At 41.1% G+C, this 13,894-nt stretch carries 14 protein-coding genes and 1 pseudogene; 7 read left to right on the forward strand and 8 right to left on the reverse strand.

Translation table 11 applies throughout. The features are described 5' to 3' along the window. Positions 1–788 precede the first annotated feature (788 nt). Positions 789–1,343, forward strand: coding sequence for a hypothetical protein (locus tag ACM0OT_RS14720; RefSeq protein ID WP_414565091.1), 555 nt, complete (start codon positions 789–791; stop codon positions 1,341–1,343). On the opposite strand, the gene ACM0OT_RS14725 is transcribed toward ACM0OT_RS14720, so the two are convergent. Both ACM0OT_RS14725 and ACM0OT_RS14730 read right to left on the reverse strand, forming a co-directional pair. Then, the gene (locus ACM0OT_RS14725; RefSeq protein WP_414565092.1) at positions 1,344–2,492 is read right to left on the reverse strand and encodes a histidinol-phosphate transaminase; all 1,149 of its coding nucleotides are present in this window, start codon (positions 2,490–2,492) and stop codon (positions 1,344–1,346) included. Between the two features lie 78 nt (positions 2,493–2,570). Then, entirely contained in the window at positions 2,571–3,224 is a 654-nt protein-coding gene (locus ACM0OT_RS14730; protein ID WP_414565093.1) for a YqiA/YcfP family alpha/beta fold hydrolase, read from the reverse strand. A gap of 155 nt (positions 3,225–3,379) precedes the next feature. On the opposite strand from ACM0OT_RS14730, the gene ACM0OT_RS14735 reads away from it, so the two are divergent. Continuing rightward, a complete protein-coding gene (locus ACM0OT_RS14735) occupies positions 3,380–3,580 on the forward strand; it encodes a hypothetical protein (protein WP_414565094.1) in 201 nt (66 codons plus the stop codon). A gap of 235 nt (positions 3,581–3,815) precedes the next feature. Here the strand turns inward: ACM0OT_RS14735 and ACM0OT_RS14740 are convergent, their stop codons facing one another. Both ACM0OT_RS14740 and pap read right to left on the reverse strand, forming a co-directional pair. Then, positions 3,816–4,052, reverse strand: a complete 237-nt coding sequence (locus tag ACM0OT_RS14740) for a hypothetical protein (protein ID WP_414565095.1) — start codon at positions 4,050–4,052, stop codon at positions 3,816–3,818. Positions 4,053–5,000: 948 nt separating this feature from the next. Next, entirely contained in the window at positions 5,001–6,503 is a 1,503-nt protein-coding gene (pap, locus tag ACM0OT_RS14745; protein WP_414565096.1) for a polyphosphate:AMP phosphotransferase, read from the reverse strand. A 105-nt stretch (positions 6,504–6,608) separates the two neighbouring features. On the opposite strand from pap, the pseudogene ACM0OT_RS14750 reads away from it, so the two are divergent. Next, positions 6,609–6,779, forward strand: a pseudogene (locus ACM0OT_RS14750) (ATP-binding protein); the annotation flags it as partial. Between the two features lie 19 nt (positions 6,780–6,798). Here the strand turns inward: ACM0OT_RS14750 and ACM0OT_RS14755 are convergent. Then, positions 6,799–7,080 carry a DUF2470 domain-containing protein gene (locus ACM0OT_RS14755; RefSeq protein WP_414565097.1) on the reverse strand — a complete coding sequence of 94 codons (282 nt, stop codon included), beginning with the start codon at positions 7,078–7,080 and terminating at the stop codon, positions 6,799–6,801. Between the two features lie 295 nt (positions 7,081–7,375). On the opposite strand from ACM0OT_RS14755, the gene ACM0OT_RS14760 reads away from it, so the two are divergent. Further along, positions 7,376–8,134: a metallophosphoesterase family protein gene (locus tag ACM0OT_RS14760; protein WP_414565098.1), complete on the forward strand. Its 759-nt coding sequence runs from the start codon at positions 7,376–7,378 to the stop codon at positions 8,132–8,134. A gap of 66 nt (positions 8,135–8,200) precedes the next feature. On the opposite strand, the gene ACM0OT_RS14765 is transcribed toward ACM0OT_RS14760, so the two are convergent. Next, positions 8,201–9,055, reverse strand: a complete 855-nt coding sequence (locus tag ACM0OT_RS14765; protein ID WP_414565099.1) for a M48 family metallopeptidase — start codon at positions 9,053–9,055, stop codon at positions 8,201–8,203. Between the two features lie 246 nt (positions 9,056–9,301). On the opposite strand from ACM0OT_RS14765, the gene ACM0OT_RS14770 reads away from it, so the two are divergent. Next, a complete protein-coding gene (locus ACM0OT_RS14770; protein ID WP_414565100.1) occupies positions 9,302–9,835 on the forward strand; it encodes a DUF4330 domain-containing protein in 534 nt (177 codons plus the stop codon). Positions 9,836–9,962: 127 nt separating this feature from the next. On the opposite strand, the gene ACM0OT_RS14775 is transcribed toward ACM0OT_RS14770, so the two are convergent. Next, the gene (locus ACM0OT_RS14775) at positions 9,963–10,859 is read right to left on the reverse strand and encodes an alpha/beta fold hydrolase (protein ID WP_414565101.1); all 897 of its coding nucleotides are present in this window, start codon (positions 10,857–10,859) and stop codon (positions 9,963–9,965) included. Positions 10,860–11,327: 468 nt separating this feature from the next. Here ACM0OT_RS14775 and ACM0OT_RS14780 point away from each other — a divergent pair, with 468 nt between their 5' ends. Both ACM0OT_RS14780 and ACM0OT_RS14785 read left to right on the forward strand, forming a co-directional pair. Continuing rightward, positions 11,328–11,912 (forward strand): hypothetical protein, encoded by a 585-nt coding sequence (locus ACM0OT_RS14780; RefSeq protein ID WP_414565102.1) that lies wholly within the window; start codon positions 11,328–11,330, stop codon positions 11,910–11,912. Between the two features lie 103 nt (positions 11,913–12,015). After that, positions 12,016–12,783: an armadillo-type fold-containing protein gene (locus ACM0OT_RS14785; protein ID WP_414565103.1), complete on the forward strand. Its 768-nt coding sequence runs from the start codon at positions 12,016–12,018 to the stop codon at positions 12,781–12,783. A gap of 238 nt (positions 12,784–13,021) precedes the next feature. Here ACM0OT_RS14785 and ftsE read toward each other — a convergent pair whose 3' ends face one another. Next, positions 13,022–13,777, reverse strand: coding sequence for a cell division ATP-binding protein FtsE (gene ftsE / locus ACM0OT_RS14790; RefSeq protein WP_414565104.1), 756 nt, complete (start codon positions 13,775–13,777; stop codon positions 13,022–13,024). Positions 13,778–13,894 lie beyond the last annotated feature (117 nt).

The raw sequence follows: 13,894 nt of genomic DNA on the forward strand, positions 1-13,894 counted from the left end.
GGCATAATAAATAGATAAATTGTTAGTACTGCTATATTTAAGGCTATTTTTTACATATTTTTGTTATGATAATCTTATGAATGTATTAAAAAATTAACCAAACTCTGTGTCTAATAGTTAAACATTTTATGTTACGCAGATTTGGAAAAACAGCGAAATAGTCAATAATTTTAAATATTCAAGACAGACTATAATGGGTCAACCGTGAAATTACGCTTAATTACATTTAAATTTCTCATATAGGACTACTATTTGATTTTTGTTGGCGTAGCCTGTGTTTTGTGCTTACAGATGTGTAGTGGCATGACACGACTAAAAGGATGCAAAAAATTGGAGGTTGGGGAGCCACTGCTTGGGGCAGCTTTGCCAACTTGTAGCAAGTGGCGTTTGACTTCAGGAAACCCAACATCATTGGCAGCGTTGGGTGGCGCTGCGCTTAACCCAACCTACGTTAAATACACTATTTTAGCTTTGTCACGTCATGACAATACTTAATTTTTTTTATAAATCAAACCTAATTCCTATAATAACTTTGTATTTTATATATTCATCTTTATAAAAACTTTAAAAAAATCAACCTTTTTACAGCGACAAATCCCATCAAATCCCATAGAATATGATTAATTATTTGCTGATTCAAAGCTTGTTTTTTAAAACTTAAGTTAAAGTAAGCAGTAAATTTTGATCACCAAAAAACTTTAAGAAACATCAAAAATCTAATTTAGTTTAATGGCAACTTCCTATCTGAAGTGCATACAACTACCAAATTAATCCCAAGTTCAAGAAAAATGGATAGCGAAAACTACCAACGCTATCAAGCTGCTATGGTATCCACTTACTGCCCTGACACTAGTTTCCTTGACCATCTTGTCATGCCAGATGGAACTGAGCAATCATATGGCTCGGATATCCTGACACTTCTGCACAGTGGAAAGGTTTTCGTGGTCAATAGTCGTAAGCGCAATGGATTAATACTCTTTAAACGCTACCATGCAGAATTTGCTGGGCCAGGTGCAGCCGTGGGCGGGAATTACGATGGTGATTGTGAAATGGTATTGCCTATAGGTAATTTGTCTTTATTAACTCCGGAATCGTATGAAGAGCGCCAGAAGGCTTATTTGATTAGACGACAGTGGATTCGGTTAATCAAGCAAATTACAGAAAACCCGCTGCCTCAGCAGCGAGTCCAGAAGATTTTAGATCAATTTGAACAATACTTTCCCTTAGAAATGGTGGCACAGATGCCTGATATTGTCTTTGCTCTGTTAGTGGGGGTATTGCCACAAACTGTAGGAACAGTACGTCGTTTGGGCAACACTGTAGACGGTAGACTGAATTACTGATTAAGATTTGAGATTAGCTAAAGCAGCTTGTATTCTATTTAAGGTGCGAGCATTTTCTTGGGCTGTGCCAATTGTAATTCGCAATCCTCCACTAATTTGGCGGACAAGAGTGCCAGAAATTCGGAGTTTTTGGTGAAAATTGTTTAAAGTCGCGTTTTGTGTGTCCGAGCCATTTGGTTTGAGACGCAGGAAAATAAAGTTAGCCGTACTTTGTGTCACTTGTAATGCTGGATATACTGATAAAGCTTCTATAAGTTTGGCTCGTTCATTTAAAGTCGGCGGAATTGACTCTAGCAAAAGTTGGCTATTTTGCATAGCAATTAAGGCCGCAGCAATTGAGAAGCTGGGGAGGTTGTAGGGCAAGCGGACTTTTTCTAAGATAGCGATCGCCTGCGGATGAGCGATACAATAGCCAACGCGCAGAGCTGCTAACCGAAAGGCTTTGGAAAAGGTGCGGAGTACAACCCAGTTAGGATACTGTGCTAATTCACCCACTAAAGTATTTTGGCTAAATTCAAAGTAAGCTTCATCAATCACCACCAAAATCTGTTCACTTAAACTTCTTAACCATGTTAATTCCGCCGCAGTTAAACAATTACCTGTCGGGGAATTGGGATGCACAACGAACACCACCCGAATCGGCGGATTGTCAGTTTGTTCTAGGGCCGACTGTGCAGCTTTTAAGTCAATTTCAAAATTCTCTGCATTTCTGTCTACCGTCACGACAGGAATCCCCAAAGTCTTGGCCAAAATCCCGTACATCGAGAAAGTGGGATTGGCGACTAAAATTGAACCTTCTCCTCCCAGACAGGTGGCGATCAATAAAGAGCGAATTAGTTCATCTGAACCATTGCCCACAGAAATATTAGCAGCAGTGAATAAAGATGAGGCAACAGATGCTGACTGATTGACATATTGAGCGATCGCCTGTTTCAGGGTTTCGTGTCCACCATCTGGATAACGATTAGTTTCAATTACCTGCTGATACATCCAAGCTAGCTTTTCTTTTAACTCAGGTGGCAAATCATAGGGGCTTTCGTTTGTATCCAGCCGATCAAGCTGCGCGGGAACGGCTGCGTCTGTATCGCTGCTGGGGTGGGGCTTATACGCGGTGAATTGGGCTAAATCTGATCGGATGAAGGGAAGCATATGATTTAATTCGTAATTCTTAATTGATGGAGTTATCAGGAGAATATATATTTGTAGGCTTTTTTGAGAGAGTTGGTTTTATATTGTAGAGCTTCCGGGTAACTGACAGAATCGGTAAATTTCTGACCACATTTCTGCCATGACGTTGCCTAAGGAGTGATCGCTATCGAGTTCTACTAATTCCACCCAAGGACGCGATCGCCTAAAGTCTCGACTGGCTGTAATGGGGATGACTTCATCCTGTTTGCCATGCAAAATCAGTGTGGGTATGGGGCGTTGTAATATATTTTCTTGGTATTGAGCTGCGTCGGTGACGAAATCGTAACTTAGCGGTAGCGATCGCCCTTCTCCATAGTGGTAAATCATCCGATATTTTTCCTGTTGCCAACGCTTGATTTCTGCATCGCCTAGTTTGAGCAACCAATGGGATAAAAAACCAAAAGCTGGTGCTAGCAAAACCAGGCGTTGTACTTGTGGATATTGCTGTGCCAAGTGGGCAGATGTCAAACCACCTAAGCTTGAGCCTATTAGGGTTACTGGTACAGAATCATGAGGAAATTCTGCTGCTACTTGTTGTAGCTGACGCGTGATGGTTAGGTGGGAAAAATCGCCAGCATTTAGATCAAGAACTTGAAGTTTTAGAGAAATTTGGGCAAAGCGATCGCTCATATCCTGCGCTTTGGCAGATTGAGGACTGGAAGCAAAACCGTGCAGGTAGATGTAGTAATTCACTGATTAGCTTTGAAACTATTACAGGTGATTAGTACTAAATAATACTTTTGACAGAGGAATCAGTCAGGCATAACCAGATTCTGGATAGATAAATTTGTACTCCTGAACTGCTTAAAATGATGCCAACAAGATTAAATCACGGAATTTCATTAGTTATGTCTAAAGAGAAAAAACCAAAATCTAACGAAGAAAATACTACTCCCAGCGCTTCTGGCGGTTATCAAACTCCGGTTGAGCCAAGTATTCGTAAGACTGGCAATGCTGCTAATACAGATACAACACCCGGTTCTGAACCAGAATCCCCCGGTGAAGACACTGTAGCGGGTAGCCCTAACCAGGGGACTGAATCCCGTTAAATTGTTGGAAATGACCCAAGTTGCCATAATTTCATTGGGTCTTTTCTCTTACATATCATGGGAAAGTTTAATTAACAAAAAAATATTAAAGGGTGCCTCAAACTCCATGGCCGTTTTCAAATAAAAATATTTTCTGATGACTTTTTGATTTCAGATTTTTCAGCTTGATTTTTTTGGCTGATTTAGGCGATCGCACTACAATTTACCGACCAGTGCGATCGCTCATACGAGAGCCTTAAATTACAGCTTCATCACGTTGGCAATCAAAAACAACCATGAAGGTAGCGTTGGGTGTGGTTTGGCTTAAATGCTGCATATAGCCATCTGCATCAGAACGAGTGCGAAAACGAGCCACAATTTCTCGTTGTGTATCAGGAAGGAAACGAGCGATCGCCCAAGAATTAAGGCGTGCTTTGTAAGCAATTGGTTGAGTTTCTGAATTGGCAGCTTTGTAATCAGTATTTTGTGGCATGGTTTATGTTAATCGTGTGAAGTTTAGTTAAGTACGTAACTGAATCTTGTGGCAGGGGATTTTAATGCATTTTTTTAGTGATGCTGCCACCTTGTTATTCGATTATTTTTAAATTGTCAATACTGAGGGTTACATTTGAGACTAGATAACTTTAAATTTTTAATTAGCAATAAATTGCCCAGCTTTAATTTGCAACTCAGGTAAAGAATCAAGCTCGATATGTGACAATTTTTCTCACTGAAAAACTGCTGAGTTTCTTGAGCTTAAAGAAGCATAATCTTTGCCGTAGAGGTTTATGCAATCTGCGGGATAGTTTACGTTTGTTATTGGTATACTCAGGGTATAAAGTCTACTTAAATATCAACACATATAGTTAGCACCAGTAACCGTAGTCCAAATATTTTTTTGTCTCAAAAAATACTACTCCTTTTAAATTTTATCAGAGAAACTAATGTAATTACTTAAGACTAATCTGCACTATAACATTCATAAGTTATTAATGAAAGCAAATAAACTAAGTTGATAGTTTTTATCGCTTTTTAAAACGTCAAAATTAATTATCTATTTTACCTGAAAATATCCAAATATTACATTAGTTTTTCACAAGATAAATATAATTAATTATTATTTATAAATAACAATTTTCTGTTTTTTGCTTGAACAATTCTTAAGATATCTATCAACAGGCTTGCAAAAATCTGTTGATATGAATTTATTTTCTGAAAAATCTGAGCAATGACAACTAATAGGAAAATACACGCTTTAATTTATCAGCGTGAATCTAAAAAGTGTGTCGTGGCTTCTTAGTACAACTATATTCAAAGACTGTAAAAAAATGAAAATATGGCTATATTTATATCTATAAATGAGCCATTTTTTCTGAAAAAGGAACCAGGGAGTGGGAACTAGTATTTTTTCCTCAGCACTCAGACTCAGCAGTTTTTCATTTTATTTCTTGCGGCGTTGCAATTCTGTTTGAATGGCTTCTACAACTGTTTCTATTACTTTGACTCTGGCATAGTATTTGTCATTGGCTGCAACAATTGTCCAAGGAGCCGTAGGCGTGCTGGTGCGCTGAATTGCCTGATTAACTGCCACTTCGTAAACAGACCAATTCTCCCGATTACGCCAGTCTTCATCAGTAAGTTTGTACTGTTTAAAAGGATCGTTTTGGCGCGCGGTAAAGCGATTGAGTTGTTCTTCGGGGCTAATGTGTAGCCAAAACTTGACTAAAACGTAGCCTGCACTTGTTAACTGCGCTTCAAATTCATTAATTTCTCGGTAGGCTCGACGCCATTCGATTTCCGAGGCGAATCCTTCTACTCGCTCAACGAAGACCCGGCCGTACCAGGAACGATCAAAAATGCCGATGATACTAGCCGTGGGTAATCTTCGCCAAAATCGCCAGAGGTAATGATGAGCTTTTTCTTCATCTGTGGGGGCAGCAAAAGGATGAACGAAGTAACTCCGGGGGTCGAGAATATCAGTCAACCGCTTAATTGCTCCGCCCTTACCTGCTGCATCCCAGCCCTCAAATATCACCAGTACAGGAATTTGATGTTTGTGGATGCTTAACTGCAATTTGCGTAGTTGTACTTGTTCGGTGGCTAATTGCTCTTCGTAATCTGCTTCGGTAAGACTCAGGCTCAAATCAACTGATGCTAGTACATCCGAGTCTGTGGGTTCTAATTGTGTCTGTGTAGGCAAGCTAGGGGTGGGAATCTGAATTTTTAGTCGATCTAGGGCAGCAGTCAAAGTGGCAGCCAGCTGACTTAGCACTTTCACCTGTGCCCACCGTTCGCAGTTCGCTTCCACTAAAGTCCAGGGAGCAACACCAGTACTGGTTTGCACGAGCATCTCTTCTGCATAGGTGGCGTAGCGGTCATAATGTTTTGCTTGTTTCCAATCTTCTTTCCGTACCCGCCAAGCAGTTAATGGATCTTTGGCATATTCTTTTAAACGACTTTTTAATTCTTTGCGACTGAGGTGCATCCAAAATTTAGCGATCGCAGCTCCATCATCCACCATTTGGCGCTCAAAGGCGTTAATTTGCCACATTAGTTGAGGCACTGAGGGAATTTGATCAGTTCCTACCCGATCAAGTAAACGTTCTTCTAGAACATGAGTATACCAACTGTGATAAAAAAAGCTGATTTTGCCTTGGGTGGGGAGTTTTTCCCAAAATCTCCACATGAAGGGATACTTGCGCTCCTCTTTTGACGGCGGCCAAATAGGATGTACTTGAAATCCCCGCGGGTCCATATAGGAAACCATTTGCTTTACCAGCCCACCTTTACCAGCGGCTGCCCACCCCTCTAACACTACAATTACAGGTAATTTTTTGTCCCAACAGGCACTTTGCAGTTCTCGCAGTTGATGCATGAGCCTGTCAATTTCTGATTTATAAGTTGCTTTATCCAAAGAAAGGGTTAAATCTAATGTATCGAGCATAGAAACTTTGATATCTAGGTGTTACCACAATACCGTTCAGTTAAGGATAAAAACTACAACTGGCGTAGTGGCGTGACAAGCTTAATTCTTCGTTAGTAATCAAGGATATTTAAGCCCCTTTCCGCATCAAAGAGGGGTTGGGGAGAGGTTCATCGAACTCACGTCAGTTTAAGATTAGGGTTATATCTGTGTAAGCAAATTATCAAAGCTCACGGTGGTGAAATTGGTGTCAGCAGTGAATTAGGTACAGGAGCAACATTTTGGTTTACATTACCTAATAGTTGCCAACAAATATCTATAACTTTACCCGCGCCTGCTTCACCATTGCAATCAGAGTTTGGTGAGCATCTTCTGCATCGGCTAAGACATGATCAAACTGAATGCGAACCGGCACTGTTTCCTCATTTACCTGGGCTGTTAAATTCATCCCTTCAGCATCGATTGACAACATTTCTGCAGCCGTCGCATCTGTAACACCCCCAAAAGCCTGAGCATAAATAACAACCGCATTAGCATGATCTTCGTTCATATGCTTACAAATGCGTGAACTAATTTCAGCCGAGAACTGATCAGACATGGTGAGTGAGTGGGTTAATAATACAGCTATTTTCTTAATTTTAAGCTAATCTGAATTAAATTTGCATATTTTGACATAACTTCAGCCAATACTCAGTCTTACCTCCTGCTGACGGCTGACTCCCCACTTTCAAGTTATATTCCCACAGACGTATTTTTAATACCATCTGATTTCACAAGATAACAATTAAAATAAGATAAAAGTTAAATTTGTCAAGTGCTTTTTATGATTGCGGAAACCAAACCACTTAAACTGTAGCCAAATTATTCAGCTAAACTATTGAAGCTAAGAGCCGATGAGCGAAACTAGCCAACGTCGAATTTTTATTGGGGATGTGCATGGACACTACGAAGGGTTGATGAAATTGATGGAGGCGATCGCCCCGGCATCAGACGATGAAATTTATTTTCTAGGGGACGTAATTGATCGTGGCCCGCAAAGCTGCGATGTCATAGATTTTGTCATCCAGAACAATTATGTCTGTCTGCTGGGAAATCATGAGCAGATGTTATTAAACATTCTCACCAATGAAAATACTGCTACAGCCGCAATGCAAGCATGGTTGTATGGTGGAGGCCAAGCAACCATAGCCAGTTACCAAGAAGCCACTATTCCTGGCGAGCATTTGGATTGGTTAAAGACACTACCTACATATCTCGACTTGGGAGATATTTGGTTAACTCATGCTGGTGTTGACCCTTACCTGCCTTTATCAGCCCAAACTGCCGAGCAATTTTGCTGGATACGTGATGAGTTTCATAGCATTGAGCAGCCCTACTTCTGTGATAAGCTGATTATCATTGGCCATACTATAACTTTTACATTTCCTGGCGTTCCCCCTGGCAAACTAGCACAAGGACAAGGATGGCTAGATATAGATACTGGTGCATACCATCCCCGCAGTGGTTGGTTAACTGGATTAGACATGACAAATCATTTAATTTATCAGGCCAATATATTTAACAACAGCCTCCGCGTCTTGCCCTTGGCAGAGGGAGTAATTAATGTTGATCCCTGCCAAATAGCAGCTCGCCGCAACAAGCAACGAGCATAACAGGGATGAAGAAGACAACAGACAATCTCAAATGTGGGCTTTTTCCTAGGTACAAAAAAGTTAAGACTATAGTAAGCTGCGGATCTTAGCTCGATAAGCAGCATTATCTAATCCGTCACGCTGATTGCTAGGTTGGGCATCAATAGCACGTTGGAGAGCCGTAATGCGATCAGCTGTTCCAGGGTGAGTACTCAAAAATGCAGGCATTGATCCTCCTTTTTGCATCAGCTTTTGCATAAAGGAAACCATTGCTGACTGAGCATAACCAGCCTGGGTCAAAGTTCTTAATCCTCTGTTATCGGCATCAAATTCATCTTGACGACTGCGGGGACGATTGAGTGCAAGTTCTACCCCAATTCCCACGGCTGCATTCCGGTCTAAACCTGCGGCTGAAGCGACACCACCTGCGATCGCTCTTTGTCGCATTTGTTGAACTAAGTGTCTACCGCCGATGTGACCGATTTCGTGGGCAATTACACTCGCTAGTTCCGCCTCATTATCTGCGGCTCGCATTAAACCGGTGTGGATATAGACATAACCACCCAAAGTAGCAAAGGCATTAATAGCGTTATCTTCCACAACTTGGAAGGTAAAAGGGAGATTAGGGCGATCGCTATTAGCCGCCAAACGCCGACCAATTTGTTCTACATAGCGATTAATTTCCGTATTCCGGCTGAGTCGAATATTACTACTCTGCAATTGCTGATTCATCTGCTGACCCAGATCAACCTCCTGGCGATCAGAGATGTTAGACATTTGAATTATCTGTACCCCCCGAAACAGTAAAGACCGGATATCGAAAGCCTGTCCGGGCATGGGTGTAGTTAGGCACACACTTAGGGCAACAACCACTGAAATTAATGGATAAAACCAGCGCCGCCGCCACATATAGTGATTAGCAAAAAAACCTTTCCAATTCATTGTAATTAGGTCTAGTGGGATAAATTATAGGACGAATTTACCATCTTCTAAGTTGCATTATTGACTCAAAACCCCTCCAGGCGATCGCCCATACAGTTCTCAGTATGGTCTAGTTAATTATTCCCATCCTCTCATCTTCACTTTCCTTGTGATAAACTGTCGCATGACTACAACGCCCCAGGGTGTGTCCTTGATAAACCTTATTGCTAAAATCAATTATTCCGTTTGTATTTGGGAAAAGTTTATATGGCTATTTTAGATTCCAAAGGACGCTTGTTCGGTAAAATCAATATTCTCGATTTCGGTGCTGCACTAGTTATTCTGCTAGTGATAGTCGGTATATTTTTCTTACCGGGTACGACTGGTTCAGTTGCCCAAGTTGGGATTAAAATGGTACCCATTGAAGTAGATTTAGCTGTGCGTGGTTTAAATGTCCGCGACCCTGAACGTTTGTTTGAGAAAGGATTCACTAAAGGCGGTAAAACAAACGTGATTATTCGCAATCAACCCTACGGTCAAATTGGGATAAAATCAGTTCAAGTATTACCTAGAACCGTCACAGTTTCCCAACCAGATGGATCTGTCAAAGAACTACCAGATCCCAGAAGTAATAATTTTAGTACAGATATGCTGTTAACTCTAGAAGGTAAAGCCCAAATTACTGACACTGGGCCAGTTTTAGGCAACAGCAAAGTAAAAATTGGTATGCCTTTTGAGTTAGAAGGTTTTAACTATAACTTTAATGCCACTGTCATTGATGTCAGGGTGGAAGACAAATAGTATTTTATTTTTTTGGTAATAGCTATCCCCATTGCCTTTTGGTGTATGGGGTTATTTTTTCGGCATCCTGAAATAGACCAGAGAAGAGACAATAGTCAGTTGTCAACAACTGACTACTGATTTACTACTAATTAAGTAAAGGCAAAAACTTCCTAATTAATCCAATAGTCACTGCTGGTAGTTCTAACTGCGGCGTTAATCCCACATCTTCCAATGGTTGAAACACGCGGATCGCTTGGGGATTCTTCTCAGCCAGACGACGACCAATTTCGGGGCCTGTAAACTGTGACTTTTGTCCCCAAATAATCGCGGTGGGAGTTATCAACTGTTGAACGTAAAGGGCTAAATCAAAGCATAAATCACCACGCACAAAAGATAACGCGGCATATTCGGCATTTGGTTGCTGGGCAGATTTTAAGTAAGCCTCAACAATTTCCTCGTATATGCGATTAGACTGGGCAAATTGTCGTTGTTCTAAAAAACTGCGAATCCCGCCACTGGTAGCAATTCCGGTGCTATACAGTAAACGATCCAATACCGGAACACCGACTATTTGGGCAAAAAAGCTGCGGGAGTAGTCTTCACCAAAGTCCGACAGTCCGGCTGGTGTGACTAGAATTAAAGACTTAAATAAATCAGGATAGGCGATCGCTACACGAATTGTGAAGGCCGCAGTCAGAGAAGATGCGATCGCAGTTACTGGCCCTGTACAAGTCTGCTGCACAAACTCTCGAATGGTGATCAAATAATCATCAATGCTGTAGTTGCGTACTGGATGCTCAGATCTACCCCAACCAATTAAATCTGGTGCTAAAAGGCGATATTCCGCAGCAAAAGCTGGATAAACTTTCGACCACTCATAGGCAGAAGAACCACCACCAAAGCCATGCAGGAACACTAACGTTTCTCTGTCACGATTTGCGGTCACATTATCCTGCCAAGGTGAGTTACTAGCTGTATAGTAAACCATTTTACCTAAAGAGGTAATTATGGAACGTTGTTCAAATCCTTGTGGCTGAAACATAAATCTTGATTACTGATGACAGTTCTGTGATAATTGCTAGATGTGATGGATATTTACTTGATCCCAAAGCGCTGACTTTGTAAATTCCAACTCCTGACAATTGTTATTATTGGTGAATTAATAATTTCCGCACATCTGGCCCCCGTCAGATTAAGTAGATATAAAATTCTAGGTTTCCTTATAAAGTTTTAGTGATTTTTTTTATCCTACCACCAAATATATTTGCTAGAAAATACTCCGCTACAAGGCTTTGACGATTTTATTGGGTTAAGTAGTCTCACTTAAAACATAGTGATAATATGAGATTTTCGTGGTAGTCTAAAAGGGAAATCACGGTTAGGTTCAGCGTTGAGAATAGTCAAAACTCTCAATTAAATAAAGCTAATAATATTTCTACATACAGAAACAATAGCTTTTGATGTAATTACTAATCTGATGATGAATGCAGTCATATTTTAATGGGGTGTCATGGTAAAACAGGCTACTCTTCAATCGCAGAAAGGAATAACGTTTGAAGACTCTAAATTTGCACTGGAAAACCATGATCTGTCGAACCAAGTTATGGCTTCATCCAGTCGAGATCAGATTCAGGAAGTAATTACAGCTACTCAGCTGACTGTACCTACTTGTATTTGTTTAAACTTCGACGATCTAAAATGTTTTGAAACCGTCGAGCATCAGTATGAGCGATGGGGAGTCATTTTTGATAATTGCTTGGCAATACAGCCATCAAATCCAGCGTTTCCCACCCATTCAGGGCTAACAGTATTGATGAGTTCGCCCAAGAGCAAATTTTTAGCAGCTACTTTCTCGCATCCTGTTAACTGTGTAAGTTCATTGGTAACAAGTTCACAGCGGCTAGTTTTGTCTGCATACAACCACGACGGTCAACTATTAGCACAAACCATACTCCCCAGCGGTAATCTTGCCAATACTGACTCTTCAATGCCCCCCAATGCCTTATTATCCATCACAGCCAAGAATATCCACTCTGTTACCTTCAGCGCCTTTGATGGTCAATTCACCCTAGATAATTTTCGTTTTTGTATTTAATTACAAACTCTCTTCTCTAGTCCCTAACCTCTAGCCTCTAGCCCCTAGCCCGGTTATTCTAATACATTAGACCATCAATATTGTAATTAGGTAGGTACACACTGTGGCAAAGGCTTCATTTTCTTGGCAGCAACGGATCAACCAGATTCCCATTTGGTCGCTTTTAGAGTTCAAGACAAGAAGCCAGCAGCAAAGAACTTTCAAGCCTTTCTCTGGGCCAGGTGGCATTCTCGGCTTCCTGACAATTATCATTGCTATGCTGCTGTGGAACTGGAAACTCCTCTTGGCACTGATAGTAGGTATTGGGGTAATGTTATTAGTTTACTCAATGCCAAAATGGAACTGGCAACTACACTGGTCGGAAGTGCGGAAGTTTTTAAATGGCCCTAACTGTCGTTTAGCCTTAGCGGTTGGTAGTGGAGGTATTGCTACTGTTAGTACATATATGGCATCTGCAATCTGGGTTGAGTCTACCAGTTCTTGGATCGCCACTGGTATGATTTTGCAGGGTTTGGGGACGCTATTAACTTTAATTTTATTGGTGTGGCAAATTGTCAACTTTTATGGAAACCGAGAGGAAGACAGTATTAATCAGTGGATAGTCAATTTAACCGAGTCAGATCCTTTGAAGCGTTTGATTGCTATCCGCCAATTAACAAAAATTATCACCAATAAACATCTTGATTCTCAGGTGCAGCAAGAAGTTATCCAATACTTGCGACTATTACTCAATCAAGAACAAGAAGCAGTCATCAGAGATGCCGCTTTAGAAAGTTTACAAACCTTGAATGGTTCACAATCAATATCATCCAGTGCCATGCCGACTTTGATTCCGCTATCGACAAAAGTCAAAACTCGCATGTATCAGTAGTTTTTTCATAGCACCACATAGCACACATACAAGGCGATCGCTTGATCAAACCCTATAATTTAACACGCTTTAATGAAGGTCTTGAGGCTTCAGCGTGTTTCGTACTTAGGGTCTGTTTTCCATACCGACACATCAACTAGTTTTGTCTTTGATTATTTCCAGAAAAAGCTGGTAAAAATTCCATATCAATATTCATCCTCCAAAATCTGAAGAATTTTGAAGGATTGATTGCGGGGTTTCAGGAGGCTACTTTATGGTAAATTTTCCCATTGCGGACTTGTACCACAGGATGATTGCACCGACGGACTAGTTGTTCATCGTGGGTGGTGACAATGACTGTGGCCCCAAATTTATTTAACTTTTGGAAAATCTGCATGATTTGCCAAGAATTATCTGGATCAAGGTTACCTGTTGGTTCATCGGCTAAAAGTAAAGGTGGCGTTCCCACGATCGCCCGCGCAATACTGACGCGTTGTTGTTCTCCGCCAGAAAGCTGATCGGGAAAACAATCGGCTTTAGACAGTAAACCCACTAGCTTTAATGTAGGTTCTAAACGCCGTTGAATTTCCTTCCGGGTATACCCTTGAGCTTGCAAGACAAAAGTGACATTTTCGGCGACTGTGCGCTGGGGAATCAATTTGTAGTCTTGAAACACAATCCCAATGCGTCGGCGCAATAATGACAAGCGATCGCCCCGCAAATTCTTGACATGGCACTCATCAACAATTACATCGCCCTGTGTGGGTAACTCTTCGCCATACAACAGTTTTAAGAGGGTGGATTTTCCCGAACCACTTGGCCCCGTAATAAAGAGAAATTGTTTCTGTTGCACCTCTAAATTCACGTCCAACAGCGCATAACAACCGTTGGCATATGTTTTACTCACAGCTTGCAATTGCACCATGGCCGCAGTATTGCTACTGTGCTGTTGAGTGTTGCCCTCTTCTGTGTTGACCGATTTGTCAGTAGTTCCTGGGGTTACTAATACTGGCATTGCTAGACTTTCCTCACGTCCTCAACCAAATAGCTGGAAATTTGCGATTTGAGATGCACCTTAAAACCAGGATTCCCAGGCAGCACCCGGGAATCTCAAATCACCAACCCAAAAATT

It is taken from the genome of Anabaena sp. CCY 9613 (assembly GCF_963920895.1).
Taxonomy (GTDB): domain Bacteria; phylum Cyanobacteriota; class Cyanobacteriia; order Cyanobacteriales; family Nostocaceae; genus Cyanocohniella.

What these genes read in the sequence shown, in the direction of transcription:
- ACM0OT_RS14720 (WP_414565091.1), top strand. Translation starts at nt 789, where the DNA reads ATGGATAGCGAAAACTACCAACGCTATCAAGCTGCTATGGTATCCACT.
- ACM0OT_RS14725 (WP_414565092.1), bottom strand. Translation starts at nt 2,492, where the DNA reads ATGCTTCCCTTCATCCGATCAGATTTAGCCCAATTCACCGCGTATAAG.
- ACM0OT_RS14735 (WP_414565094.1), top strand. Translation starts at nt 3,380, where the DNA reads ATGTCTAAAGAGAAAAAACCAAAATCTAACGAAGAAAATACTACTCCC.
- ACM0OT_RS14740 (WP_414565095.1), bottom strand. Translation starts at nt 4,052, where the DNA reads ATGCCACAAAATACTGATTACAAAGCTGCCAATTCAGAAACTCAACCA.
- pap (WP_414565096.1), bottom strand. Translation starts at nt 6,503, where the DNA reads ATGCTCGATACATTAGATTTAACCCTTTCTTTGGATAAAGCAACTTAT.
- ACM0OT_RS14755 (WP_414565097.1), bottom strand. Translation starts at nt 7,080, where the DNA reads ATGTCTGATCAGTTCTCGGCTGAAATTAGTTCACGCATTTGTAAGCAT.
- ACM0OT_RS14760 (WP_414565098.1), top strand. Translation starts at nt 7,376, where the DNA reads ATGAGCGAAACTAGCCAACGTCGAATTTTTATTGGGGATGTGCATGGA.
- ACM0OT_RS14765 (WP_414565099.1), bottom strand. Translation starts at nt 9,055, where the DNA reads ATGAATTGGAAAGGTTTTTTTGCTAATCACTATATGTGGCGGCGGCGC.
- ACM0OT_RS14770 (WP_414565100.1), top strand. Translation starts at nt 9,302, where the DNA reads ATGGCTATTTTAGATTCCAAAGGACGCTTGTTCGGTAAAATCAATATT.
- ACM0OT_RS14775 (WP_414565101.1), bottom strand. Translation starts at nt 10,859, where the DNA reads ATGTTTCAGCCACAAGGATTTGAACAACGTTCCATAATTACCTCTTTA.
- ACM0OT_RS14780 (WP_414565102.1), top strand. Translation starts at nt 11,328, where the DNA reads ATGGTAAAACAGGCTACTCTTCAATCGCAGAAAGGAATAACGTTTGAA.
- ftsE (WP_414565104.1), bottom strand. Translation starts at nt 13,777, where the DNA reads ATGCCAGTATTAGTAACCCCAGGAACTACTGACAAATCGGTCAACACA.